A 23,112-nucleotide genomic window follows, 5' to 3' on the forward strand; every position below is an offset into this window, starting at 1 on the left:
ATGCTATTCCTGTCGGAGAGCCGTGATCGGATCCAGCCGCGAGGCGCGGCTGGCGGGGTACACACCGGACACGACCCCGACGCCGGCACCAAGCGCGATACCGACCACGATGGACCACGGCGCCACGCTGGCCGGCAACGGAGAGAACGCCGAAATCCCCTCGGCCAGCCCGATCCCCAGCGCCACGCCGATCGCCGAGCCGACAATGCCAAGGGTCGAGGCCTCGATCAGGAACTGCATGAGAATGTCCCGACGCTTGGCACCGAGCGCTTTGCGCACGCCGATCTCCCGCGTGCGTTCGGAGACGGCGACGAGCATGATGTTCATGATCACGATGGCACCGACTACGAGTCCGATCGCGGGGAGCGCGATGCCGGCAAGCACCAGGTAGCTCTTGATCTTGTTCCAGAACTCCAGCGCCGAGTCGGCGGTCTGTAGCGCGAAGTTGTCCTTCTGCGCCGGCCGGAGATGTCGTTGCGCGCGCATGACGGACCGCACGATTTCCATCGTCTCGGTCATCGCTTCGGGACTCGGCGACTGAATCGCCACCGCATCGACAATGTTGGGCCGCGAGTTGAGCAGCCGGCGCGCCGGTGAACGCCACGACGTCACGATGAAATTGTCGAACGACATACCAAAGGCTTTGCCCTGCGACTCCGCCACACCGACCACGCGATAGGGAACACCACCCATTTTGAGCTCGCGGCCAAGCGGGTCGAGTCCGGGAAAGAGTCGCTCGGCGGCATCGATGCCGATCACCACCGACTTCTCACCACGTGAAAGTTCCTGCTCGGAGAGAATGCGGCCGGCGGTCACGCCGAGATTCTTCACGTCGAAGTACTGACCATCCACCGCGAAGACCCGTGTGGTGCGCGGCTTGCCGCTGGTCGCGGAGGTGATGGCGACCTGATCTTCGCTGGTGATATACCACTTGGCGTCGGCCGGCAGGGCGTTGGTTACCGGTGCGACATCGAGTAGCTCGAGCCGTGGCCGGCGCCGGTACTCTTCCCAGGTGGCCTCATCCATGTCGCCGATGTTGATGTTGGGGCGACTGCGCAACTCGAACGTATTGACGCCGATCAGTTTGCCGATCAGGTCCTCTTCCATGTACCGCCCCATCCCCTCCACGATCGAGACGACGGAAATCAGGAACATCACACCGATGCAGACGCCGAGCAGCGTGAACGCGCTCTTGAGCTTCTGCACACGGATGGTGTTGAGGGCCAATCGAATGGCTTCGAAAAACTGCATAGGGGGAGCGCCTCGCGCCGCGTGGGGTCTGCGAGGATTTACGGCGGGCGACGGTCAGAGTTTCGCCGTCGTACAATGACCACGAGGCGCCCGGATACCGAGCGCCTCGTGGTCACTATGTAGTGTGTCCGAACGACTCGCCGGATGCGCTAGTGCACGCGCTCACCGGTAATCTTGAGGGCGTACTGGGCCCGCGTTTCGTCGCTTGAAATGACGCCGTCGCGCAACACGATGATGCGCTTGGCGTGCACGGCGATGTCCGGTTCGTGCGTGACCATGACGACGGTCTGCCCCTGCGTCGCAAGCTCTTCGAACACGCGCATGATCTCTTCCGAGGTCTGCGAGTCGAGGTTACCAGTCGGTTCGTCGGCGAGCAGAATGGACGGACGATTCACGAGGGCGCGCGCGATGGCGACGCGCTGACGCTGACCACCGGAGAGTTCGTTGGGCCGGTGATGCATGCGCTGACCAAGCTGCACACGCTCCAGTGCCTCGGTGGCGCGCTTCTTCCGTTCGTCGGCCGAGATGCCGGCGTACACGAGCGGGAGTTCGACGTTCTGCAGCGCCGACGCGCGGGGCAGAAGGTTGAACGTCTGAAACACGAAACCGATTTCCTTGTTGCGCACGCGGGCCAGTGCATCGTCGGACATCGTGCTGACCAGCATGCCGTTCAGCCAGTACTCGCCTTCGTTCGGCGTATCGAGACAGCCGATGAGATTCATGAGCGTTGACTTGCCCGAGCCCGACGGACCCATGATCGCGACATACTCGTTGCGCCGGATGGCCAGATCGACGCCACGCAACGCGCGGACAATTTCGCCGCCCATGTCGTACTGTCGCTTGAGCTGACGGGTCACGATAACCCAGTCCTGCCCGGGGGCGGCGCCGGCGGCGGTCGTGACCGCCTGGCGTTCCCCGGTGGTGCTGAGTCCGATGTCATCGAGAGTCTTGCTCACGGCTTCTTTCCGGTTGCCGGCGCCTTCTTGTCTTCCACGATCGCCGTCTTGATCATGGCGCCATCCTTGAGTTCGCGGATCGCCTGATACGTGCCGGCCACGATGGTCTCGCCGCTCTTCAGTCCGTCGAGCACTTCGAAATGACGCTCGCCGGCGATCCCGACCTTTACGGGACGGAAGCTGACTTTGTTGTCGGTGCCTACCACGAACACGCCTTCCACGTCGCGCTTGCCGACTTCCTTCGTCGGCTGACGGCCGACGGTGACCGCCGAGTCGCCGTTCGGGAGGTCTTCGTTCTCACGGACCGTGAGGGCGATGATCGGGATGCTGAGCACCTTGGTCCGCGACGCCGTCACGATCTTCGCGGTGGCCGAGAAGTCGGGGCGGGTGTCCTGCGGCGGGTTCACGAGCTCGACACGCACTTCGTAATCGATGGCCTGGTCGCCGGTGTTGGCGGCGGCCGACTTCGTGACCGAGCTGTTCGAGATTTCGACGACGCGGCCCACGAACGTGGTATCGGGGAAGGCGTCGATCTGGATGAGCGCCGAGTCACCGACGCTGATGCGCGCGACATCGGTTTCGTCGACCTTGACCTTCGTTTCGAGCACACTCATATCGCTGATCGTCATGAGCGTCGCCGCATCCTTGTTCAGCGTCCCCATGATGGCTGTTTCGCCCTCTTCGACGTTCAGGCGAGTGATCTTGCCGCTCATCGGCGCGACGATCGTGGTGCGATTGAGCGCCTGACGCGCGTCACGCACCGAGGCCACGGCCTGATCCACGCTGAAGCTGGCGGCCGCCGCCAATTCCTTGTTCACGTCAGCCTGCGTCTTGAGCTGTTCGAGCTGTTCGTCGCTGATCAGCGCCGGTGACTGCTGCTTGATTTGCAGCGAGCGCTCGTAGTTGCGCTGCGCCTGCAGCAGGCTGGCCCGCGACTGCGCGGCCTGGGCCCGCGACGAGGCAAGGAACGCTTCCGAGCGCTGTAAGGCCGCGGTGACCTGCTCCGGGTCGATCTGCAGCAGGAACTGTCCCTTCTTCACGAAGTCGCCCTCTTTCACGGAGAGGCGCACGATCTTGCCCGTCACGTCGGCCGATACGTCGACCTTCGTACGCGGCTGAATCTGTCCGCTGGCCGTCACCGAGGCCACGAGATCTCGTGCTTCTACGGCTTCGGTACGCACTTCCACCGGCTTCGTGCTGTTCTTCTTCGCGCTGATTACTGCAAGGGCAGCAACGGCGATCACTACGACGCCGCCGATCCCGAACTTTACGCCTTTCGTCATGACTGGTCTCTGTTAGCGGATGGGACGGCCGACGGCATTTTCAAGCGCCGCGAATGCCCGTTGTACATCGTAGACAGCGGTGATACGGTCGGTCTCGGCGCGCTCGTAGTCGCCACGGGCCTGCACGAGGTCCACGATGCTGATGGCGCCCACACGATAGCGTTCCTGGGCCAGCGAGAGCGCGGTGCGCGCCGTGCGGACGTTCTGTTCCTGCAGCACGACGGTTTGCTGGGCCGTGCTCAGCGAGAGGTACGCCGCCGTCACGTCGGCCGTGACGCGCAGTTCCTGACCACGCACATCGTTCTGCGCATTCCGACGTTGCACACTGGCCTGCTCGACCTGCTGCTCGCGGCGCCATCCGTTGAAAACCGGCAGCGAGAAGGTGGCAGACAGCGAGTACGGGTTGCGCGTGAAGTCCAAGGGGTACTTGCCCTGCGCGTCGCGTATCGCGGCTTCCTGTGCTGGCGTGAAGGCGATGGCGTTGCATTGAGCGAGGCTGTTCGGCAGGCCGATACGGTCGCGCACTTCTTCGCTGCGAATGCAATTGGCTTTCGCCGACAGGGTACTTGCTTGGCTCTGGCTAATGAGTAGCCCAGTGTTCGTAAGGCGAAAGCTTTGTCCCGAGACACCGGCCTGCAGCGACAGCGACGGGAAGTAGGCACCGCGGGCCGAGGCCTGCGAACGACGGGCCGACTCTTCACGGGCACGGAATGAGCCGAGGGCCGGATTGGTGCGGCGGGCCATGTCGAGAATGGTGGCGAGCTCGATAGCCGGCGGTGCCGCGAGGTTGGCGTCGAGCTTGGCGTTGGGCGTCGCGTCGATTCCGATCGTCTGAAACAGACGGACGATTTCAATGGCGGCCTGATTGCGCGCGTTCAACGACGCCACGCGCTGCTGTCCATCGGCGACTTCGGCGCGCTGCACGTCGAGCTGCGTGCCGGAACCGACCTGGAGCCGCGCGCGGGCCAACTGGAGCTGCGTCTGCGTGGTCGCCTGGAGTGTGTCCTGCAGCGACGCCCGAGCCTGCGCCTGCAGGGCCGTGAGGTACTGGTTGGTGACATCGTTTCGCACGCGCTGCTCGGCGGCGGCGATGTCGGCTTCGGTCGCGTTCTGATTGGCCTGCGCCGCGCGGCGGTCATTGAGCGTGGCGAGCGACAGCTGGAGGCTGGCATTCACCGAGGCGTCCGTGTTCAGCTGATCGTTCGTGGCACCGAAGGCCTGACCCTGGAAGAACGTGGGACGTCCTTCTCGATAGCCTCCGCCGAAACTGCTGTTGACACTGGGAATGAACGCGCCGGTCGCGGAGCGGACCGCCGCGGCGGCCGTGCGTCGGGCGTTGGTGGAGGACTGGAGCGCGGGATTATTCCGGCGCGCGAGTGCGAGGGCGTCCGTCAACGTGATGACAGCCCCCGGAGCAGGGGCGGTCTGTGCTGCGGCGAGCACCGGAACGGTCCCGACAACGGCCAGGCCGAGCGCGAGCGCGAAAGCGTGAATTCTCATGGGGACGAAGCGGGTGGAGGACATAGTCAGGGGGGCGTACGCACCCTGCGCCGGGATGGTTTCAGCGGGTGAGACCAAAGAGTCCAGACGACGGCTCGTTGCGCCAGCCGACGGCGTCAACGCGGCACGTCGTCTCGGAGGGCCTCGAGGTTCCGCGCGGGAATCGAGAGTCGGAGCAGGCGCCCTTCGGTGTCGGCCCAGACCAGCCGCAGGTCGCCGCTGCTGGCGGTCACTCGCCACCGACGAGCCTCGCGCCGCACACCGGCCACGACAATCGTATCGCGGCTCGTCTCGAGCACGACACGGACCGCGCCCTGGCTGTTGGCGATCGGGGTCAGGCTGGGGAGCGTGATCCCGGTGCCGTCGGCCAGCGTGCGGTCGCGCACCAGCAGCGCGTATTGCACGATGCCGTCGTCCTCGATCACGACCGCTCCGGGCCGTAACAGGTACTCGCGTGCCGCTTCGCCGGTCGAACTGCGGGCCAGCGTCGCGAAGCGGCCGCGTACCCGTTGACCGCCCAGACGCAGGGTGACGTCGGCACCGCGCCGTTCCTCGACGGAATAGCGAACCGGGGAACCGAGCGAATCGGTCTCGAGGCGCATGGCGACCCGGCGATCGCCGATCGCGGATTCTGATCGCGCTTCGAGCGTGCCGCCGTCCTGCGACGTGACCCGTTGCACGGAGAACTGCTCGCGTCCGGCCCGCTGCCCATTGACGAGCAGCGTGAAGCTGCCGACGTCGAGCCGCGCCTGCGCCGGCGGTTGCGCGCCGAATCCCGCGCGCGCTGGCGCTCGCCACCCTGCCGCCAGCAGGGGGGTGAAGAACAGCATGGCGACGAGCGGCAATACCACGGGGGGAAGTCGCCGGAGTCGGCGAAACAGGGCCATACCGGAATGATAACCGGGCAAGGCCCGCCCCTTCGCCATGGTGGGGTTCGCGGGGTATTGTGGGGCCATGCTCTCATCACCCCGCGCGGCGCGCGCCGATTCGTGGCCTTTGGGATGGGTCGCGTCGACTAGCACCGCGATCGTTGCCTGCGCACTCTGGCAGCAGGCGCCGGGGTGGGCGTCGCTGGTCGTGGCGCTCGTCGCAAGCGCGAGTGCGGTGTGGATGCTGCACACGATGCGACGTCCCCGCGGCATTTCCGCGGCAACGGTCGCGCTACTCGCGATCACCGTCACCGTGGCGGTTGGCGAAACCGCGACCCTCTTTTCGGTTCGCCGGGATTGGGGGGCGTGGTCGGCGGGAGAACGAGAGGATCGGGCGCAGCGCGTGGCCGCAAGCCTGACCGACGTCGCGTCGACATTGCGACGAGTGGCCGAAGAGCGGGTGCTGGACACGCTGAACGTCGCGTCGCCTCCGCTGGAGGGTGCGGTGGAGTCGGCGCTGCTGGTGTTCCGGAACGGCACGCTGGTGGCGCGCGCGGGTCAGACGCGCACACCCATCATGCCTGGAGCACCAGTCGGTGTGCGGCTGGTGGACGGCGCGTTCCATACCTCGTTAGTGGCACGCGCGCGCTCAGCCGACGGACGGGTCGAGGCCGTGACGGTGGCGCTGGTGTCGTCGGCCCCGCCGGCGGATCGCTTTGCCCGACCGCTGCTGCGCACGCTCTCCGGCCGGGTCGATGTGGCGCATACGATCATCGAATCACCGGACTCGACCAACGTGGCGGTCGGTTCGACGGTGGTCGTGGTACCCGATGGGCCGAATCGGTTGGCGCGGGTGCGGGCGTTGAGTTTTTCGGAGGGTGAGACCCAGCTCTCGCTGCTGCAGCGCGCGCGGGCGCGAACCAATCTGACCCTTGGTCTCGCCCTCCTCGGCATGCTGGTCGGCGCCTGGCGCCGACCGGCGCGCACTGGGCAGCGCGTCGCGGCCGCCGCCGCGGCAGTGCTCGCGATCGCGGTGGCGCCGCTCACCGCGTTGTCGAATGTGAGCGCGTTGTTTGACCCCGCGAGCTACTTCGCAGCGATGGGTGGCCCGCTCACGTCGAACGTGGCGGCGCTCCTGATGACCACCGCCCTGGCCCTCGCCGTGTTGTTGCTCGTGTTGCGCACGTCGTTTCAGAAGCCGTCGCGATGGATCGCGGCGGCGGTGGTGATCATCGTGGCGTCGGGCGGACCGTTCTTGTTGCGCGATCTGGCCCGCGGCATCGCGCTGCCCGCAGCCGGCGCGGGGTTCGGGTTATGGATCGCATGGCAGCTCGCGCTCGCACTAGCCGGTGTGTCGATCTTGCTCGCGGGTGCGGCAGCGGGGCAGGCCGCCCTCGGCCCTCGTCGCGGCTTGCCATCCAGCGTCGCACCGCTGCTCGCTCTCATTACCGGCGTTTTCGCCCCGATCCTGTGGGATGCCCCGGGGGGATGGCCGGCGTGGTATCCGGCGCTCTGGGTGGCTGCCATTGGCTCGCTGGCGCTCACGCGGCGCGGTCTCGCGCAGGTCGCCGCGGCCGCCGTCGTGGCCGGCGCCGGCGCGGCGACGCTCACCTGGGGCGCCACGGTACGTGCGCGCATGGCGCTCGCACAACATGACCTCGAGCGCATTGAAGCCGTCGACGAGAACGCGTATCGGTTGCTCGAACGGTTCGCGACCGCGATGCGCGAGGAAACGCGTCCGGTGCGCAGTACTGACGCGCTGTTACGACGATACGCCGCGAGTGAACTCGCGCTTGCCGGGTATCCGGCACGGTTGGCACGCTGGGTGCCAGGCAATTCCACGACGCCGGTGTCGGAGCTGTCACTGGCGCCGGTCAACGACACGATCGGCGCGCAGGCCGTGATTGCGACCATGGCGCGCGAGAGCGGCGTCGTGGAAATCCGCGCCGTGGGCGACGGACCGACGACGTTGCTGGTGGCCGCGGTTCCAGCGCCGGACAGCGTCGTGACGACGATTGCGGTGCCGCCCCGCACGCGTCTGCTCCCGCTCGATCCATTCGCTGCGTTTACCGGCGTCACGGGGGCACGCGGGACGGAGGCACCCTACAGACTCGCCCTCGCCGTGCCGCTGCCCGGCGACTCGATCGCGCACCCTCTCGAATGGCGTCGGCGTGGCGACGCGATGCATGGCGACGGCGTCGCCGGCACGGGCATCGATGTGCGGCGCGTGCACGTGGAAGTGGATCTCCGCACGCTCGATGTGTTGCTGCCGCGGGGAGCCCTGCTGGTGTTACTCGATGTCATCGCGGTGATGCTGCTCTGGTCGGCGACGGCACTCGCTGATGGCGCGTTGGGCCGACTGCTTCGCGTGCGACGGGTGCGATGGTCGCGTTCGTACCGCGTGCGATTGAGCGGTGCGTTGCTCGCGTTCTTCATCGTGCCGGCGACCATCTTTGCCGCCTGGGCATGGTATCGATTGCAGGACGATGACCGCGCGGCGCGCGAGTTGTTGGTCCGTGAAACGCTGCGCGTGGCGGCGGCCGAGCAGGAACAACGATCGGTCGGGACGTCGCCATCGAGTACCGGCGCGCCGCTGTTTTTGTATCGCGATGGTCAGCTTGTCACGGCCAGTGACTCGCTGCTCGATGCCCTCGCACCGCTTGGTCGATTGTTGCCGGTGTCACTCGGCACCGGCGACTTCAGTACGGACGACTTCGGCACCGACGACGTGTTCGCCACTCGACGCATCGCGGTCGGTGACGCGCGCACGCTGGTGGGCTTCCGGCACCTCGCGCCGACCAGCCCATCGGTCCTGGCCACGCCAGCGCGCGGCGACGAGTTCGCGCTCGATGCCCGTCGCGAGGATCTCGGTATCCTGCTGCTCTTCGCGACGATGATCGGAGCGCTGGCCGCGCTCTGGTCGAGTGGGCTCGCCGCGCGGTCATTGGCGCGACCGGTCGGCGCGTTGCGCGAAGCGGCGCTGGCCATTGCCGCCGGCGGTCAGGCCCCCGCGCTCGGCACCGCGCCGGCGACGGAGTTTGCGCCGGTCTATCGCGCCTTCGGGCGGATGGCCGATGATCTGGCCACCAGTCGCGCTGCGCTCGAAGCCGCGCAAAGGCGCACCGAGGCTGTGCTCCAGCACGTGGCCAGCGGTGTGCTGGCGTTGCGGTCTGTATCACGTGGTGCCGCACCCGGTGGCGATATCCTGATCGCCAATCCTCGTGCAGAGGCAATGCTTGGTGTGTCGCTGCGCACCTCAGGTGTATCGTTGCACTCGTTGCCCGTCACGCTCGCTCCACTTGTGGAGCGCTCCGTGGCGTTCCTTTCGGCCACGAACGACGAGGAAGCGTTCGAGCTCCTGGTGCTGGGAAGACAAATGCGCGCACGACTCACGCGATTGCCGAGTGGTGCCGTGCTGACACTCGACGACGTCACCGAGCTCGCATCGGCGCAACGGGTGCTGGCGTGGGGCGAAATGGCGAGGCAGGTCGCGCACGAGATCAAGAATCCGCTCACGCCGATTCGACTCGGTGTGCAGCACTTGCTGCGCGCGTATCGCGACAAGCGCGGCGATTTTGGCGAGATCCTGGACACCAACGTGTCGCGCGTTCTGGCGGAAATCGATCATCTCGATGAGATCGCGCGGGCGTTCAGTCGGTATGGCACCGCGCCCGAAGATCGCACGCCGGCGGTACCGGTGGATGTCGCAGCGGTGGTGCTCGACGTCATGGCGCTGGAGCGTCTGGGCGAAGACGGCGAGCGCGAGGCCGGCATTCGCTGGCACATCGACGCCCCGGAGCCGGGGGCCGAGCAGGTCGTCGCGCTGGCCCTGAGAGACGAACTGAAAGAAGTGCTGCTGAACGTGCTCGAGAACGCCAGGCTGGCCGGCGCCGGCACGGTCGTCGTTCACGTGGAAGGCACGGCCACGCACGTGGTGATCGACGTGAAAGACGATGGTAGCGGCATCCCTGCCGATGTGCTGCCGCAGGTGTTCGAGCCGCACTTCTCCACCCGGACGAGTGGGAGTGGCCTGGGGTTGGCGATCAGCCGCCGGCTGATCGAAGGGTGGGGCGGGACGATCGGCTTGACGAGCACGCCGGGGGACGGAACGACGGTTCGTCTCACGCTCCGACGCGCCACTCGCCGCTGAACAGCACATGACTTCGCTCGGGGCGTTAAACTGCATGTCATGAGTCAGTCCACGCCTCCTCCCGACCACCGGCAAACCACGTCGCCGGCTCCGCATCTCGAGGCGTGGTCGTTGCCCCCCGGCTGGTCGTGGGGGCACGAGGCGATCCAGCGCGAGCATCGGCACTATCAGGAAGTGATCGACGCGCTCGGGCGGTCGTTGTCGCTGGTGAGTGCGCCGGATGCGAGCCACGATGAGTGGCTGAAGAACGAGGCGCGCGCCCTCGCTCACCGCAATCATCCGTCGGTTCCCACCACGTACCACTACTGGGCTTCCTATCAGGAGAGCCGTCGTGGTCCGGGGTATCTCCGTCGCTGGATCGGCGGGGAAACGGTGTATTCGCGCGTCACCCGGTTGGGCCCGGAAGCGATCCCGTTCGCGCTGCAGGTGCTGCGTGAGGCCGGGAGCACGCTCGCCTACCTGCACGACACCGGCGCCGCGCACGGCGCGATCTCGGCAAGTACCATCTGGCTCACGCCGGGCGGACGACTCTGGGTGCTGGGATGGGAGTGGGTCCTACCGCGCGATCAGCGACCGGCCGGACTTCAGCCCGACGCGGCCTACACGCCGTGGCCACCGGAGTGGTCGGCCGCCGAGTGGCGTCCGACGTCGGCGTCCGATCAGTGGCAGCTGGCGGCTATGCTGTTCACGATGCTGACTGGCGAGACGCCGCCCGAGCACGACGTACCGCCCATCTCGCTGCTGCGCCCGGACTGTCCGCAGGCCTTAGCGGCGGTACTGGAGCGTGCGCTGGCGCCCAAGCCGGAAGACCGCTTCCCGAGCATCGCGGCGATGCTGCGTGACATGGACCGGCACGTGTCGGTGCGGCAGGTGATGATCGCGCCCGAGGGCGACGAGTTGCCGCCGGCGCTCGACTCGGCGGAGGCGCGACTGCGCTGGGCCACGGCCGACGACTACGAAATTCTGGCGCCGCTCGGTAGCGGCATGTTCGGTAGCGTGTGGCGCGCGCGCGACCTGTCGCTGTCGCGCGAAGTGGCCATCAAGGTGCTGCATCCGCACATCGCCAAGGATGACACGGCGGTGGCACGCTTTCGTCGGGAGGCACGACTCGCGGCGCAACTCGCGCACGCGGCCATCGTGCCGATCTACGATACCGATAGTCGCGGCGACATCGTGTGGTACACAATGGAACTGGCCGAAGGCGGATCGGTGGCCAGTCTCGTGTCGCGCAGTGGACCGCGTCAGTTCGAAGAAATCGCGCCGCAGGTGGATGAAGTGCTCGAAGCGCTGCATGCCGCGCACACGAGCGGCATCATTCACCGCGACCTGAAGCCGGAGAATATTCTTATCGATCGGTATCGCCGGTGGCGGATCGGTGACTTCGGTATCGCGTACGCGCTCGGTGAAGAGCGTGCCGGTACGTCGGGCACGCCGTCGTTCGCCGCACCGGAGCAGTTGCTCGGAGAGGCGCAGGGACCGGCGACCGACTGCTACGCGTTGGCGAGCATCGTGTACTTCGTTCTCACCGGACGTGCACCGTTCGGCGATGGCCCGGCCGAGACGATTCTGGCGCAACAGCTGTCCGGTTCACTCGCGGCGCGGCTCGAAGACGACGGATTCCCCGAAGCGCTGGGTGGGTGGCTGCTGAACGGACTGGCGGCGCGGATGGAGGATCGCTTCGCAGATGCACTCGAAATGCGTATCGCCTGGCGACAGGTGGTGCGTGCGACGCGTCGTGCGGAAGATCAGCGCCCGTGGTGGCGGAGACTCATAGGGGGCGTTCAGGAAGACGAGCCCGTCGAACCGCCTTCGGGTTGGTGAATTCGCGGAATCCGAGTGGGCCGAGCTCGCGGCCCATGCCGGATTGCTTGACGCCGCCGAACGGATAGCGCGGGTCCGATACCACCATCTCGTTCACGAACACCATGCCGGCATCGATCGCCTCGATGCACTTCGTGGCGAGTCCGTGATCACGCGTCCACACACTGGCGCCCAGTCCGAACGGGGTGTCGTTCGCTTTGGCGATCGCCGCATCGACATCGGCCACGCGAAACACCGATGCCACCGGACCGAACAACTCTTCGCGCGATGCCGGTGCGTCGTCGGGAATATCCACCAGCACCGTGGGCGGATAGAAGAATCCCGCTAGCCCTTCGGTGGAGCCGCCCACGAGGGCACGCGCCCCGGCCGCGATCGAGTCGGTCACCTGCTTCGCGAGTCCATCGCGTACGCTCTCGGTCGCGATCGGTCCGATCTGCGTGGCTTCATCTCGCGGGTCGCCCACGCGCAGGGCGCGCATGCCGCTCACGAACAGCTCCAGAAACTCGTCGTATACGGCGTCGCACACGATGAACCGTTTGGCCGCGATGCACGACTGTCCCGAGTTCACGGTACGGGCGGCAACCGCTTGAGCCGCTGCGAGCGCGATGTCGGCATCGGGGAGCACGATGAACGGATCACTGCCGCCCAGTTCGAGCACGACTTTCTTGAGATGCTGTCCCGCCACCGACGCTACGTGTCGGCCGGCGCGATCACTGCCGGTCAACGTCACTCCCGCGATACGATCATCGGCGACGACGCCGTCGAGTGCGTCCACCTCGATGAAGGCCATATGGCACGGTGCATCGGGCATGGAGGAGTCGGCGGCACGTGCGGTCGCGCGTGCTTCGGTGAAGCAGGCATCGAGCAGTCGCGCACCACCGGGCACGGAGCCGGCCGGCTTGATCAGCACCCCGTTGCCGGCCAGCAACGTGGGCACGGCAAATCGCAGCGCCTGCCAGTACGGAAAATTCCACGGCATGATGGCGAGCACTGAGCCGAGTGGCGCGTACTGAATGCGCACATCGCTCACGTCGTCCTGGAGAAGGACGTCGTCGGCCAGTGCGACCTGTGCCAGCGCCGGCGCTTGTGCGCAGAGCGACACACACTTGTCGACTTCCGCGCGGGCAGCCACGATCGGCTTGCCCATCTCGAGCGAGAGCCACTCGGCGAGCGCTTCACGGTGAGCGTGCAACGCGACACCGAGGGCGGCGACGAATGGCGTACGCTGCGCGTGCGTGGTGTGACGCCATTGCTGCTGTTGGCGATGCACGCGCTCGATCAATGCGGCGCGTTCTGACGTCGTGAGCGGCGGAAACTCATGTAGGGCGACGCCGGTCGCCGGATTTACTGCGCGGAATATCATACCAAGAACCTCGGCGCCTGGCCCCGTAAGGGTCAAGCGCCGAGGTGAACTGTGTTGCGTGTACCGATGAGCCTACGCCGTTTCGCTCATGCCGCGTGTGTAGGCAGAAAGGTGCCCGAAACGGCGGGTGACGCCATCGAGGACACGGCGGATGTCATCGACGCGGACGCCATCGGGAGGGCCATCGCGGCGGCGCGTGCGATCGCGGCCACCTCGGCCGGGACCGGCATCGGCGTGAGCCGTGGCGCACGTCGCGGTGCACGCTGCGGCGCGTGTTCGCGCTGGCGCGCTTCCGCCACCTTCGTCATCTGACGGCGACGCTTGCGGGCGTACAGCAGCTGGTCGGCACGGGCGAGCAACTCACTCACCGATGACGTGTCGCTTGGCCGGACGCGCGTATGTCCCACCGTGAGCGACAGTGGCATCGGCAGTTCTCCCGACGCGTTGAACAGCGCGAGCCGTTCATCGAGGCGCTTCTGGATCGCACGGGCACCCATCACATCGGCGTCGAGAGCGAGAATCGTGAATTCATCACCGCCCATGCGCGCGACCACGTCGCAGTCGCGAACGGTACTGCGCAGCAAGCGCGACACGGCAATCAGGGCACGATCGCCGGTGGCGTGGCCGTGGCTGTCGTTGAGCTGCTTGAATTCGTCCATGTCGACGTACATGACCACCGCGTCCTTGCCCTGTCGGCGCGCAATCCGCAGATGCTGCTCGGCAAGCGTCATGAAGCCGCGGCGGTTGTACAGGCGCGTGAGGTCGTCGGTGAGACACGCCTTCCGCATACGAAGTTCATCTCGCTTGTGCGAGGAGACGTCGCGCACCGTCACGGCCAATCCATCGGCGGTCGGTGCGGCTTGATGAAAGAGCCAACTCGCAGCGACCGCGCGGCGGTCGACCCGGAGCTCTTCTACCACCGCGGTGCGTAGCGTGAACGCATCGACATAGCGCTCGAAGAGCATGTCGGCCATCGGCGTCGGTAATGCCTCACGGATGCGGCGACCGACGAGTTGCTCGCGCGTTTTATAAAGCGTGGCGGCACCGCTGCCGTTTACGTCGGCTATTTCGAAGTCGGTGATCTCGCCGGCCGCCGTGCGCACGGCGCGCAGCAGGAACATGCCGTCCACGTTCGACTGCATCGCATCCTGCAGGTGACGGACCCGATCGCGCAGCGACTCATCCTCCTGCATGCGATGGAGCAGCTCGCGGTGGAGCAGACGCCAGCCGGCAATCGCGACGATGAGCGCCGCGGCCGACAGCAACGGTGCCGCATCCACGACGTTGGGGACGGCATCGACCGACGCGCTGGCCGACAAGCCGGCGGCCGCGAACGCGAGGATCGTGATGACGCCCCAGAACGGTGTGCGAAGAGCGAGTCGATCGAACATGAACAAAGGGTTTGATGCTTGTCGGGATTCCGGAACCTCCATCGGTCCGAAGGAATTCCCGCCCACGTCGCATCGAACGTGTGGCGCCCGTCACCAATGCAACGGGCGTGCCGCTCATCCATTCACGCGCAGCCATCGGGCTGCACGGTCCAGTTTCTGTGCGGTAAGTGTCTGTGGTGCTTTCGCTTACGCAGCTTTTGGTGGCTCCACTAGAAACTCGGTCGACCAAGCAAGTCGGAAGACATTGCCGGATGTTTCGTCCGGTCCCACGCGGCTTATCCCGCCGGGACCGGAGCGGAAATTTCTGCCGAGTGGTCTAGTCGGCGCCCAGCAACAGGCGAGTTTCGATGGCCTCGTGCCGGGCTTCACTGGCCGGATCGGGCCGCAGCAGCGACACCAGAATGCCCGTCGCGAACGACAAGGGAATGGTGACCAGCGCCGGATTCTTGAGCGGAAAGATCGCGGTCGCGTGGTGCAACAGATCGATCTGTACCGCCGGCGACAGCGCGATGAGCACGAGGGTGGAGGTGGCGCCCACGATCATGCTGCTGGCGGCGCCGGCCGTGGTGGTGCGGCGCCAGAACACGCTGAGTACCAAGGCCGGGAAGTTCGCGCTGGCCGCGATGGCGAAGGCGAGACCGACCATGAACGCCACGTTCTGCCCTTTGAAGGCGATGCCCAGGATCATGGCAACGACGGCCAGTACGACCGTCGCAATGCGCGCGACTTTGATCTCTTCACCGGGCTTGGGGTGTCCCTTACGGATCACACTGGCCCAGATGTCGTGCGAGATCGCGGCGGCGCCCGAGAGCGCCAGTCCGGCGACGACGGCCAGAATCGTGGCGAAGGCCACAGCCGCGATGAAGCCGAGGAAGGCGCGTCCACCGAGCAACTCCGCCAGCATAGGCGCGGCCATGTTGCCGCCGGCGTCGATCGCCTTGATCGACTCGGGCGTGACGAGCACCATGGCTCCGAAGCCGAGCACGAACGTCATCAGATAGAACAGGCCGATCAGTCCCGTCGCGATGAATACCGAACGACGCGCGGTGCGGGCATCCGGCACGGTATAGAAGCGCATGAGGATGTGCGGCAGGCCGGCGGTACCGAACATGAGCGCCATACCGAGCGAGATCGCGTCGAGCGGATTGCTGACCAGCTTTCCGGGTGCCAGCACTCCCGCGCCGTACTTGGCGGCCGCGGCGGCGAACAACGCGCGCGGATCGAAGCCGAACTTGGCGAGCACCATGATGGCCAGTGTGGCCGCACCGCCCAGCAGCAGGACGGCCTTCACGATTTGTACCCACGTGGTCGCGAGCATGCCGCCGAAGAGCACGTACGCCATCATTGCGCAGCCGACGATTACGACGGCCGTTTCATACGGAATGCCGAAGAGCAGGCGAATGAGACTGCCGGCGCCGACCATCTGCGCGATGAGATAGAACGCGATCGTGGCCAGCGTGCCGACGGTGGCGCTGATGCGCACCGGCATCGGATCGAGCCGGGAGGCGACCACATCGGCGAACGTATACCGACCAAGATTGCGCAGGGGCTCGGCGATGAGAAACAGCACGACCGGCCACCCCACCAACCATCCGGTGGAGTAGATCAGGCCGTCGAACCCGCTGGTGGACACGAGGCCGGCAATACCCAAGAACGACGCCGCGCTCATGTAATCGCCGGCGAGGGCGAAGCCGTTCTGGCCGGCGGTCACCGATCGTCCGGCGGCATAGAAATGGTCGGCCGTCTGCGTGCGGCGGGCCGCCCAATAGGTGATGCCGAGGGTGATGGCGATGAAGACGGCGAAGAACGCGATCGCCACCGGATCCGGAGTGCCGAGCGTCATCGGGCGCCTCCCTGCGGGGCGCCGTGTGCGTCGTGCGTGCCGCGCGCGGCGGCGTCGGAGCCCGGCATGGCACGGAGCGCGGCCAGCGCCGGGTCGTACACCCGGTTGGCCCACTGCACGTAAATCAGCGTCAGCACCCAGGCGGACACGATGACCAGCGCGCCCAGCACGATGCCGAGGGACAGGCCCTCGCTCACGAGCCCACCGAGCAGGGCCGGGCGGTAGGCCACGAGGAGAATGAAGCCAAAGTAGACCCCGACCATGAGCAGGGTCAGGATCGCGGCCACTCGCCAGCGCGTGAGGGCGAGGGTGCGCGTGGCGGCGATCTGCGCCGCGCGATCAGTCGAAGAAGGCGTCATGGCGCGCGAAGGTACGGGCAGGGCATCTTACGCGGTAGAGTCCCGCCGTTGTTCGGTCTCCGTCGTTCGGTCCTTCTTACCTCGTCTCATACCACGTCTCACGTGACACAGCGCATGGGCATCGCGTTGGGCAGCCTCATTTCTGGGCTGGTCGCGCTCTATCTGCATCTTTGGAAGCTCGGACTCACCGGCGCGCTCGGCTGCAGCAGCGCCGGGGGCTGCGAGTACGTGCAGGGCAGTCGCTATGGGTGGTTTCTGGGCGTCGACGTGGCGCTAATCGGTGCCGTGGGCTACGCGATGCTGTTCGTGGCTGCGACCGTCGGCACGATGTCCACGTATGAAGACGAGACGTGGCCCAATACGCTCATGCAGCTGATGATCTGGCCGGCGGTGTTGTTCACGCTGCGGCTCAAGTACGGCGAGTTCATCGTACTGAAAGGCTTCTGCTCGTGGTGCGTGGTTTCTGCCGTCACGATCACGCTGTGCGCGATTCTGGTCACGCTCGACCGGAAGCGGCTGACCAAGCTGGCCAAGCAGGCCTAAGCTGAACTAGGGGACGTCCTGGTCGCCGACCATGACGGCGTACCAGTGCTTCATCTCGTCGGGGATCGGATATCCGGGGAGCGTACGCACCACGCGGCCGTTGCGGTCGATGGCCACGAAGGTGGGCGTGCCGGGATAACGGAAGGTGAGCAGTACCTGATCGGAACTGCCGGCCGGCCCGATGAGCTGCGCACCGGTGAGCTTTTCCTTGGCGAGCATAGCTACGCCTTCGCCGGCCCCCTCGAGGGTGAGCAGCTTGAGACGCGGCAGTGGACGGCCGGCCGACATCACGCCTAAATCCTTCAGCGCGCGCTTGCACCAGCTGCAGGTGCGCGAGCTGATCATGAGAATGGCCGGTTCCCCCTTGGTGTGCAGGGGAATCACTTTGCCATTCAAGGCGGTCACCTTGAAGGTGCCGATCGCTTGCTCAGCCGTGGGCGCGGTGGCCGGCGCGGTGTCGGTCCCGGCCACGACGCCATGGTCGGCCAGTAGATTCACGACATCCTTCTCGGCCGTCGCGCGCTTCGCGATCAGCACGGTACAGGCCAGCCCCACCAGCACGAGGGCCAGTGTGCTGAAGCTGATGCTGCCGCGAGGGGAACGCGCCGGTGCTGACATACCTGAAATATACCCCGTCCTGGACTGAATGACGCCGCCCGCCGGTTCTCCCGAACGCAAGCTCGGCTCCCTTGATGTGGACGCGTATCTCGCCGATCCGTCGCGCAAGCAGGCGTTCGTGACGCCGATGTTCGACATCATCGCGCCGCGCTACGACGCGTTCACGAAGCTGTTCTCGCTGGGGATGGACGCGGGCTGGAAACGACGCGCGATCGCCGCCGCCATCGCGGTGGCACCCGGCGCTCGCCGCGTCCTCGACCTGGCCAGCGGCACCGGTGACGTGGCCGCACAGCTGGCACGCGCGCTGCCGCAGGCGACGGTGGAAGCGCTCGATGCCTCACCGCGCATGATCGATGCGGCACGTGCGCGACTGAATTCGGTCGACGCGGATGTCGCCGGTCGTGTGACGCCAATGGTGGGCGACATGATGGCCCTCCCGCAGGAACGCGCGAGCATCGATGTGGTGAGCGCCAGCTACGGTGTGCGCAACGTGCCCGACCCCGCGCAGTGCGTGCGCGAGATGGCGCGCGTCCTTCGGCCGGGTGGCGCGCTGGTCACGCTCGACTTCTACCGCCCCGGCTTCGCCCCGTGGCGCGCACTCTTCCTCCGGTATCTCGGCGTGGCCGGCAACGTGGTGGGCTGGCTCTGGCACCGCGACCCGATCGTCTACGGCTACATCGCCCGCAGCATCCGCGATTTCATGACGGCCGATGAATTCTCGGCGCTGCTGCGTCGCGAGGGGTTCGAGGTGGTGAGTGTGCGGTGGTATCTGTTCGGCGGGATTGCGCAGCATGTAGCGCGGCGGGTTGGGTAGGCGGTGTGGTTGCTGACGGTGCGGCTTGAATATCGAGCGACTAAAGCTTCGACGCGAAGGTCGCGAAGTTCGCGGAGGGCGCGAAGAACAGCACAAGCAAAACATTTCTGTTGCTGTTCTTCGCGCGCTTCGCGGACTTCGCGCTCTTCGCGTCGAGCTTTTGCTTTGTTAGATTGAGCCAGATGTAGTCTCAGCAACCGCCGTCGCCACAATCCAACGGTCATCAAGCGAGTACTGCGCGCGTACCGTCATGTCGCTGCGAGAAAGCTCAGGCAGCAGCAGTGAGACCGATACCAATCCGTTGCCCGTGAACTGCAGCGCGACCTCTGTAAAGCGCACATAGCGCCGCACCGTCGGGTCGATCGCCTTGTACACGGCTTCCTTGAGCGCGAACGAGAGAATCACACGTTCACGTTGCGCGAGTGGGTCGGCGTCGAAGGCCGAGAGCGCGTCGAGTTCCGGTACAGTGAGAATGCGGCGCGCGATGGAGGGTCGTGCCACGTCGCGTGCAGTGGGGCGATGCTCGAGGTCGACGCCCACGTGCATCGATGTCCCCGGCGCCAGGCCGTGACGCGGCAACATGAGCGCGAGCGCGGCATCGTGTTTGTGACTGACCGACCCGGCGACCGCGTGCGGCAACACTGGTGCGCCGCGGTCGGTGCGGAGGATCGGGCTGTACGCATCGTGTGGTGCGTGCACGGCGAGGGCGGCCCGCATCGCGAGGCGGCCGGCCACGAAGGTGGAACGACGGGTTTCCGGCATGTCCACCACGAGCGCGGCTTCGTCGGGATGCAGCTGGTTGGACGCGATCATGGCCGGGAGCCACATGCCGGTATCGGGGTCCAGCGGCGTCGGCACGTCGACCCGCGCCAGCGTGAACGCTGACGGTGCGTCACTCGGGGCGGGCACGAACTGCGCGGCCGGCCATGCTAGTGGTGAGGGACGAGTGATCGCGTCGGACATTCTGAAATCTACTGCGCACCGGTGCCTGATCGGCGTGCAAATCCCTGCGCGGGCGTTCACCTTTCATGCGTGACGACGCCACTTCGCTCCGAATCGACGGATAGCCCATCGGCCCGCTCGCGTCTCGTGACGCCGGCGCAGGCCTGGTACGCCGTCGCGATCCTCACGATCGCCAATGTCTCGGGCTTCGTGGATCGACAGATCTTGAATCTGCTGGTCAGGCCGATCAAGCGCGATCTGCATGTCACCGACACCGAGGTGAGTCTTCTGATGGGACTCAGCTTCGTGGTGTTCTACTCGCTGCTGGGCCTCCCCATCGGCCGATGGATAGACCGCGGGCATCGCCCCCGCATCGTCGCGTTGGGTGCCGCCGTGTGGAGCATTATGACGATGCTCACCGGCACCGCCCGCAGCTACGCACACCTCTTCATCGCCCGCATCGGTGTTGGCGCCGGCGAGGCCACATTGGGCCCCGCGGCAGTGTCTATCATTGCCGAGCAGTTTCCGCGCAAGACGCTTGGCGTGGCGATGAGCACCTACATGATGGGCACGTTCCTCGGCTCGGGCGTCGCGTATGCGCTGAGCGCGTTCGTGGTAGGACGCGTGGACAAGCCAGGGCTCGTGCATCTGCCGATCGTCGGCGATGTGTTTCCGTGGCAGCTGGTGTTCTTCTACGTCGGACTTCCTGGCCTGCTCGTGGCGTTGCTGGCGCTCACCATTAGGGAGCCCCGCGCGTCAGGAACACGAGTGCTTCGCGACGAGGTGTCTGCGAGGGTGCCGTTTGCCGACGTTTGGCGCTACATGCGGGCGAACGCTCGCACGATCGGGGCGTTGTCGTTTGGGTTTGCATGCTCGGCCTCGGTGAATTACGGCGTTGGAGCGTGGCTGGCCAGCTTCCTGATTCGGACCCATGAGTTCACTGAGGTCCGGGCGGGTCTACTTATTGGTGTGCTGACCGCCACCCTCGGTCCGCTCGGTGTCGTGCTGGGCGGACGGCTTACCGACGCGTTGTCGAAGCGCGGTTACATCGACGCACCACTGCGCGTGGGCATGCTCGGCGGGCTGGGCATGCTGATCTTCGCCGGGCTCTATCCGTTGGTGCCATCGGCGATCTTTGCGGCGGCGCTGCTGGTCCCGGTCAACATCTTCGCCGCCATGCCGTGGGGCGCCGCCAACGCGGCGATCGCCGAAGCGATGCCGCCGCGCATGCGAGGGCAGGGAAGTGCCGTCTATCAGCTGGTCGTGAACCTCATGGCAGGTGTCCTCGGTCCGACCGCCGTCGCGCTGCTCACCGACAAGGTGTTTCGTGATCCGCTGGCGCTGCGGTACTCGCTCTCGCTTTCGGCCGTCGTCGGGATGACCCTCGCCATCGCTCTGCTGGCCTGGGGCCGTCCGGCGTTCCGAGTCACGGTGCAACGGCTTCGCGACACGGGTACCGACGAAGCGGACAACGCGGCCTAACGTCGAATCCGGTTCACCGCGCTGGTCACTACGTTGCCCGCCAACAAACCGGCGGCCAGCGAGATGCCGATAATCGCCACGCGGAATCCGGTGGCGATACCGGTTTCGACGTCCTGACCAATTAGCGACTGCATGCTGCGCAGTCCGATGCTTCCCGGCACCAGAATGAGCAGGCCGGGCACCTGCGTCACCATCGCGGTGCGGCGTTTGATGCGCGCGAACAGATTGCTGCCGGCACTGACCACGAACGCGCCAAGGAACGCACCAAGCTGCTCGCCCACCGACGCGCCGGCGAATTTCGACACGAGATAGGCGGCCGCGCAGGCCACCATGATGTTGCCGATGTCACGGCGCTGAGCGCTGAGCAAGACGGCGAACGAGATTGGCGCCACCATCAGCGCGACCCATTCGGTCCAGCCGGGAAGCGTGGCACGTGACAACGCGCCTTGCAGCTGCGGCATGGCCTCGTGCAAGATGGGCCCGAGGGCGCCGCCGGTTTGTGCGCCGAGGGCGAGACCGAAGCCCAGTCCGAGGAACACTACGACCGCGCCGCTCAGTCGTGCTGTTCCCGAGGAGAGATGACGGGTGGAGAGTTCCGTCAGCGCCACCGTGAAGGTAAGTCCGGGCAGCAGGATCACGAGGCCGGCCAGAGATGTCGCGAATCCGCTGCGTGTGCCCATGATCCCGTCCATCGTGAACGCGACGGTCGTGACCACGAACGCGACCAAGGGCTCGGTTACATGACGCGTGCTTTCGCGGCGGCCCGCCAACAGAGCGAGCGTGCCGGTGAGCAAGCCAAGGAGCGACGCAATGAGCACGTCGCCCACGCGCACTTTCAGGAAACACGACACGGCGGCCGACGAGCAGATGAACGCGAACAGGACCAGCCACTGCGGATAGGGTGGCGGCTGCTGTTCCAGCGCCTCGACTTGCTGCAGCCCGTCGGCCGGGGAGACCGTCCCCTCGATCACGCCGCGGGTGATATCGCCCAGGGTGGAGAGGTGTCCCAGGTTGGGTTCCCCGGGCTCCACGCGCAGCAGCGACACGCGCTGGTCGTCGAGATTGCCGATGCCCACCATGATGCTGGTGGGGGTCGAGAAGAACTCAGCCTCGAGACCGAGCCGCCGGGCCGTAATGGCCAGCGCCGTCTCCAGCCGATGGGCCGGCGTGCCGTGCTTGTGGAGCGCCCTTGCCAGCTGCAGGAGAAAGCGACGGGATACCGCCGAATGTCCGCCGGTCGACCCCATGGGCACATCCAGCGGGTTCTCGGCCATGCTGAGGGCGTCGGGCAAGTTGGAGCGAGCCATGAAGCTGAGCGTAGGGGAAGCCGACGTCGGGCGCAACGGCTTATCTTTTACGAGAACCCTTCTTCGCCCTTACTTCGAGACACATGCTTCGTTCTCTGTCCTCTACGACCCGCCGCGCGGCGTCGCTGGTCCGTCAAGCTCTGCTGCTGCCCGTGTTCGGCGCCGCGGCGCTCCTGAGTGCCTGCGGAACCGACAGCACGGCGCCGAATATCCCGTCCAATCCCGCCGTGGAAACGTACGCAGCGTCCTTGGGCGTGAACATTGCCGCCATGACCCGCAAGACCGACAACCTGTACGTGCAGGACTTGGTGGTCGGCACGGGCGCGGAGGCGATCGCCGGTCGCGTGATTCGCGTGACGTACACGGGCTGGCTCGTGAACGGCAGCCGCTTCGATACGAACGTGGGCGGCACCGCCTTCAGCTTCACTCTGGGCGCCGGACAGGTCATCCCGGGCTGGGATCAAGGCGTGGTCGGCATGAAGGTGGGCGGCAAGCGCAAGCTCGTGATCGGCTCAGAGCTTGGTTACCGCAACCAGGGACAGGCCCCCATTCCTGCCAACGCCACGCTCGTGTTCGACGTGGAACTCCTCGGCGTGCAGTAAGCAGGAGACAAGCGTTGC

General features: G+C 66.3%; 18 protein-coding genes. 6 read left to right on the forward strand and 12 right to left on the reverse strand.

Annotated features, from left to right (window positions below; genetic code table 11):
* Nucleotides 1-3: 3 nt before the first annotated feature.
* From RMP10_RS00510 to RMP10_RS00530, 5 genes are all read right to left on the reverse strand, one after another.
* Complete coding sequence (locus tag RMP10_RS00510) at nt 4-1,251, reverse strand: ABC transporter permease (RefSeq protein ID WP_310568567.1); 1,248 nt, start codon at nt 1,249-1,251, stop codon at nt 4-6.
* A gap of 149 nt (nt 1,252-1,400) precedes the next feature.
* Nucleotides 1,401-2,078: an ABC transporter ATP-binding protein gene (locus RMP10_RS00515; protein ID WP_345785762.1), complete on the reverse strand. Its 678-nt coding sequence runs from the start codon at nt 2,076-2,078 to the stop codon at nt 1,401-1,403.
* 125 nt (nt 2,079-2,203) lie between these two features.
* Nucleotides 2,204-3,490 carry an efflux RND transporter periplasmic adaptor subunit gene (locus tag RMP10_RS00520; protein ID WP_309673223.1) on the reverse strand — a complete coding sequence of 429 codons (1,287 nt, stop codon included), beginning with the start codon at nt 3,488-3,490 and terminating at the stop codon, nt 2,204-2,206.
* Nucleotides 3,491-3,502: 12 nt separating this feature from the next.
* Nucleotides 3,503-4,990 carry a TolC family protein gene (locus RMP10_RS00525; protein WP_310568568.1) on the reverse strand — a complete coding sequence of 496 codons (1,488 nt, stop codon included), beginning with the start codon at nt 4,988-4,990 and terminating at the stop codon, nt 3,503-3,505.
* A 116-nt stretch (nt 4,991-5,106) separates the two neighbouring features.
* On the reverse strand, nt 5,107-5,877 hold the full coding sequence (locus tag RMP10_RS00530) for a hypothetical protein (protein WP_310568569.1): 771 nt from the start codon (nt 5,875-5,877) through the stop codon (nt 5,107-5,109).
* 67 nt (nt 5,878-5,944) lie between these two features.
* Between RMP10_RS00530 and RMP10_RS00535 the strand changes: the two genes are divergently transcribed.
* Nucleotides 5,945-10,009, forward strand: a complete 4,065-nt coding sequence (locus tag RMP10_RS00535) for an ATP-binding protein (RefSeq protein ID WP_310568570.1) — start codon at nt 5,945-5,947, stop codon at nt 10,007-10,009.
* Nucleotides 10,010-10,048: 39 nt separating this feature from the next.
* Nucleotides 10,049-11,830, forward strand: a complete 1,782-nt coding sequence (locus RMP10_RS00540; RefSeq protein WP_310568571.1) for a serine/threonine-protein kinase — start codon at nt 10,049-10,051, stop codon at nt 11,828-11,830.
* On the opposite strand, the gene RMP10_RS00545 is transcribed toward RMP10_RS00540, so the two are convergent.
* The 4 genes from RMP10_RS00545 to RMP10_RS00560 form a co-directional block, all read right to left on the reverse strand.
* Nucleotides 11,778-13,193, reverse strand: a complete 1,416-nt coding sequence (locus RMP10_RS00545) for an aldehyde dehydrogenase family protein (protein ID WP_310568572.1) — start codon at nt 13,191-13,193, stop codon at nt 11,778-11,780. The two genes, RMP10_RS00540 and RMP10_RS00545, sit on opposite strands and share 53 nt — an antisense overlap.
* 86 nt (nt 13,194-13,279) lie before the next feature.
* Complete coding sequence (locus tag RMP10_RS00550; RefSeq protein ID WP_310568573.1) at nt 13,280-14,584, reverse strand: GGDEF domain-containing protein; 1,305 nt, start codon at nt 14,582-14,584, stop codon at nt 13,280-13,282.
* A 316-nt stretch (nt 14,585-14,900) separates the two neighbouring features.
* Nucleotides 14,901-16,427 (reverse strand): sodium/solute symporter, encoded by a 1,527-nt coding sequence (locus RMP10_RS00555; protein ID WP_310568574.1) that lies wholly within the window; start codon nt 16,425-16,427, stop codon nt 14,901-14,903.
* A complete protein-coding gene (locus tag RMP10_RS00560) occupies nt 16,424-16,786 on the reverse strand; it encodes a DUF485 domain-containing protein (RefSeq protein ID WP_310568575.1) in 363 nt (120 codons plus the stop codon). The genes RMP10_RS00555 and RMP10_RS00560 overlap by 4 nt, the downstream gene beginning before the upstream one ends.
* 102 nt (nt 16,787-16,888) lie before the next feature.
* Between RMP10_RS00560 and RMP10_RS00565 the strand changes: the two genes are divergently transcribed.
* Complete coding sequence (locus tag RMP10_RS00565; RefSeq protein ID WP_310568576.1) at nt 16,889-17,329, forward strand: vitamin K epoxide reductase family protein; 441 nt, start codon at nt 16,889-16,891, stop codon at nt 17,327-17,329.
* Nucleotides 17,330-17,335: 6 nt separating this feature from the next.
* Here the strand turns inward: RMP10_RS00565 and RMP10_RS00570 are convergent, their stop codons facing one another.
* Nucleotides 17,336-17,947 carry a hypothetical protein gene (locus RMP10_RS00570; RefSeq protein ID WP_310568577.1) on the reverse strand — a complete coding sequence of 204 codons (612 nt, stop codon included), beginning with the start codon at nt 17,945-17,947 and terminating at the stop codon, nt 17,336-17,338.
* A 28-nt stretch (nt 17,948-17,975) separates the two neighbouring features.
* On the opposite strand from RMP10_RS00570, the gene RMP10_RS00575 reads away from it, so the two are divergent.
* Entirely contained in the window at nt 17,976-18,761 is a 786-nt protein-coding gene (locus RMP10_RS00575) for a ubiquinone/menaquinone biosynthesis methyltransferase (protein ID WP_310568578.1), read from the forward strand.
* Between the two features lie 168 nt (nt 18,762-18,929).
* Here the strand turns inward: RMP10_RS00575 and RMP10_RS00580 are convergent, their stop codons facing one another.
* The gene (locus tag RMP10_RS00580; protein WP_310568579.1) at nt 18,930-19,724 is read right to left on the reverse strand and encodes a 4'-phosphopantetheinyl transferase superfamily protein; all 795 of its coding nucleotides are present in this window, start codon (nt 19,722-19,724) and stop codon (nt 18,930-18,932) included.
* 69 nt (nt 19,725-19,793) lie between these two features.
* Here RMP10_RS00580 and RMP10_RS00585 point away from each other — a divergent pair, with 69 nt between their 5' ends.
* Complete coding sequence (locus RMP10_RS00585; RefSeq protein WP_310568580.1) at nt 19,794-21,185, forward strand: MFS transporter; 1,392 nt, start codon at nt 19,794-19,796, stop codon at nt 21,183-21,185.
* Here the strand turns inward: RMP10_RS00585 and RMP10_RS00590 are convergent.
* The gene (locus RMP10_RS00590; RefSeq protein ID WP_310568581.1) at nt 21,182-22,492 is read right to left on the reverse strand and encodes a threonine/serine exporter family protein; all 1,311 of its coding nucleotides are present in this window, start codon (nt 22,490-22,492) and stop codon (nt 21,182-21,184) included. The two genes, RMP10_RS00585 and RMP10_RS00590, sit on opposite strands and share 4 nt — an antisense overlap.
* Nucleotides 22,493-22,575: 83 nt before the next feature.
* Between RMP10_RS00590 and RMP10_RS00595 the strand changes: the two genes are divergently transcribed.
* Nucleotides 22,576-23,094, forward strand: coding sequence for an FKBP-type peptidyl-prolyl cis-trans isomerase (locus RMP10_RS00595; RefSeq protein ID WP_310568582.1), 519 nt, complete (start codon nt 22,576-22,578; stop codon nt 23,092-23,094).
* The last annotated feature ends 18 nt before the right edge of the window (nt 23,095-23,112 follow it).

Source organism: Gemmatimonas sp., assembly GCF_031426495.1.
Taxonomy (GTDB): domain Bacteria; phylum Gemmatimonadota; class Gemmatimonadetes; order Gemmatimonadales; family Gemmatimonadaceae; genus Gemmatimonas.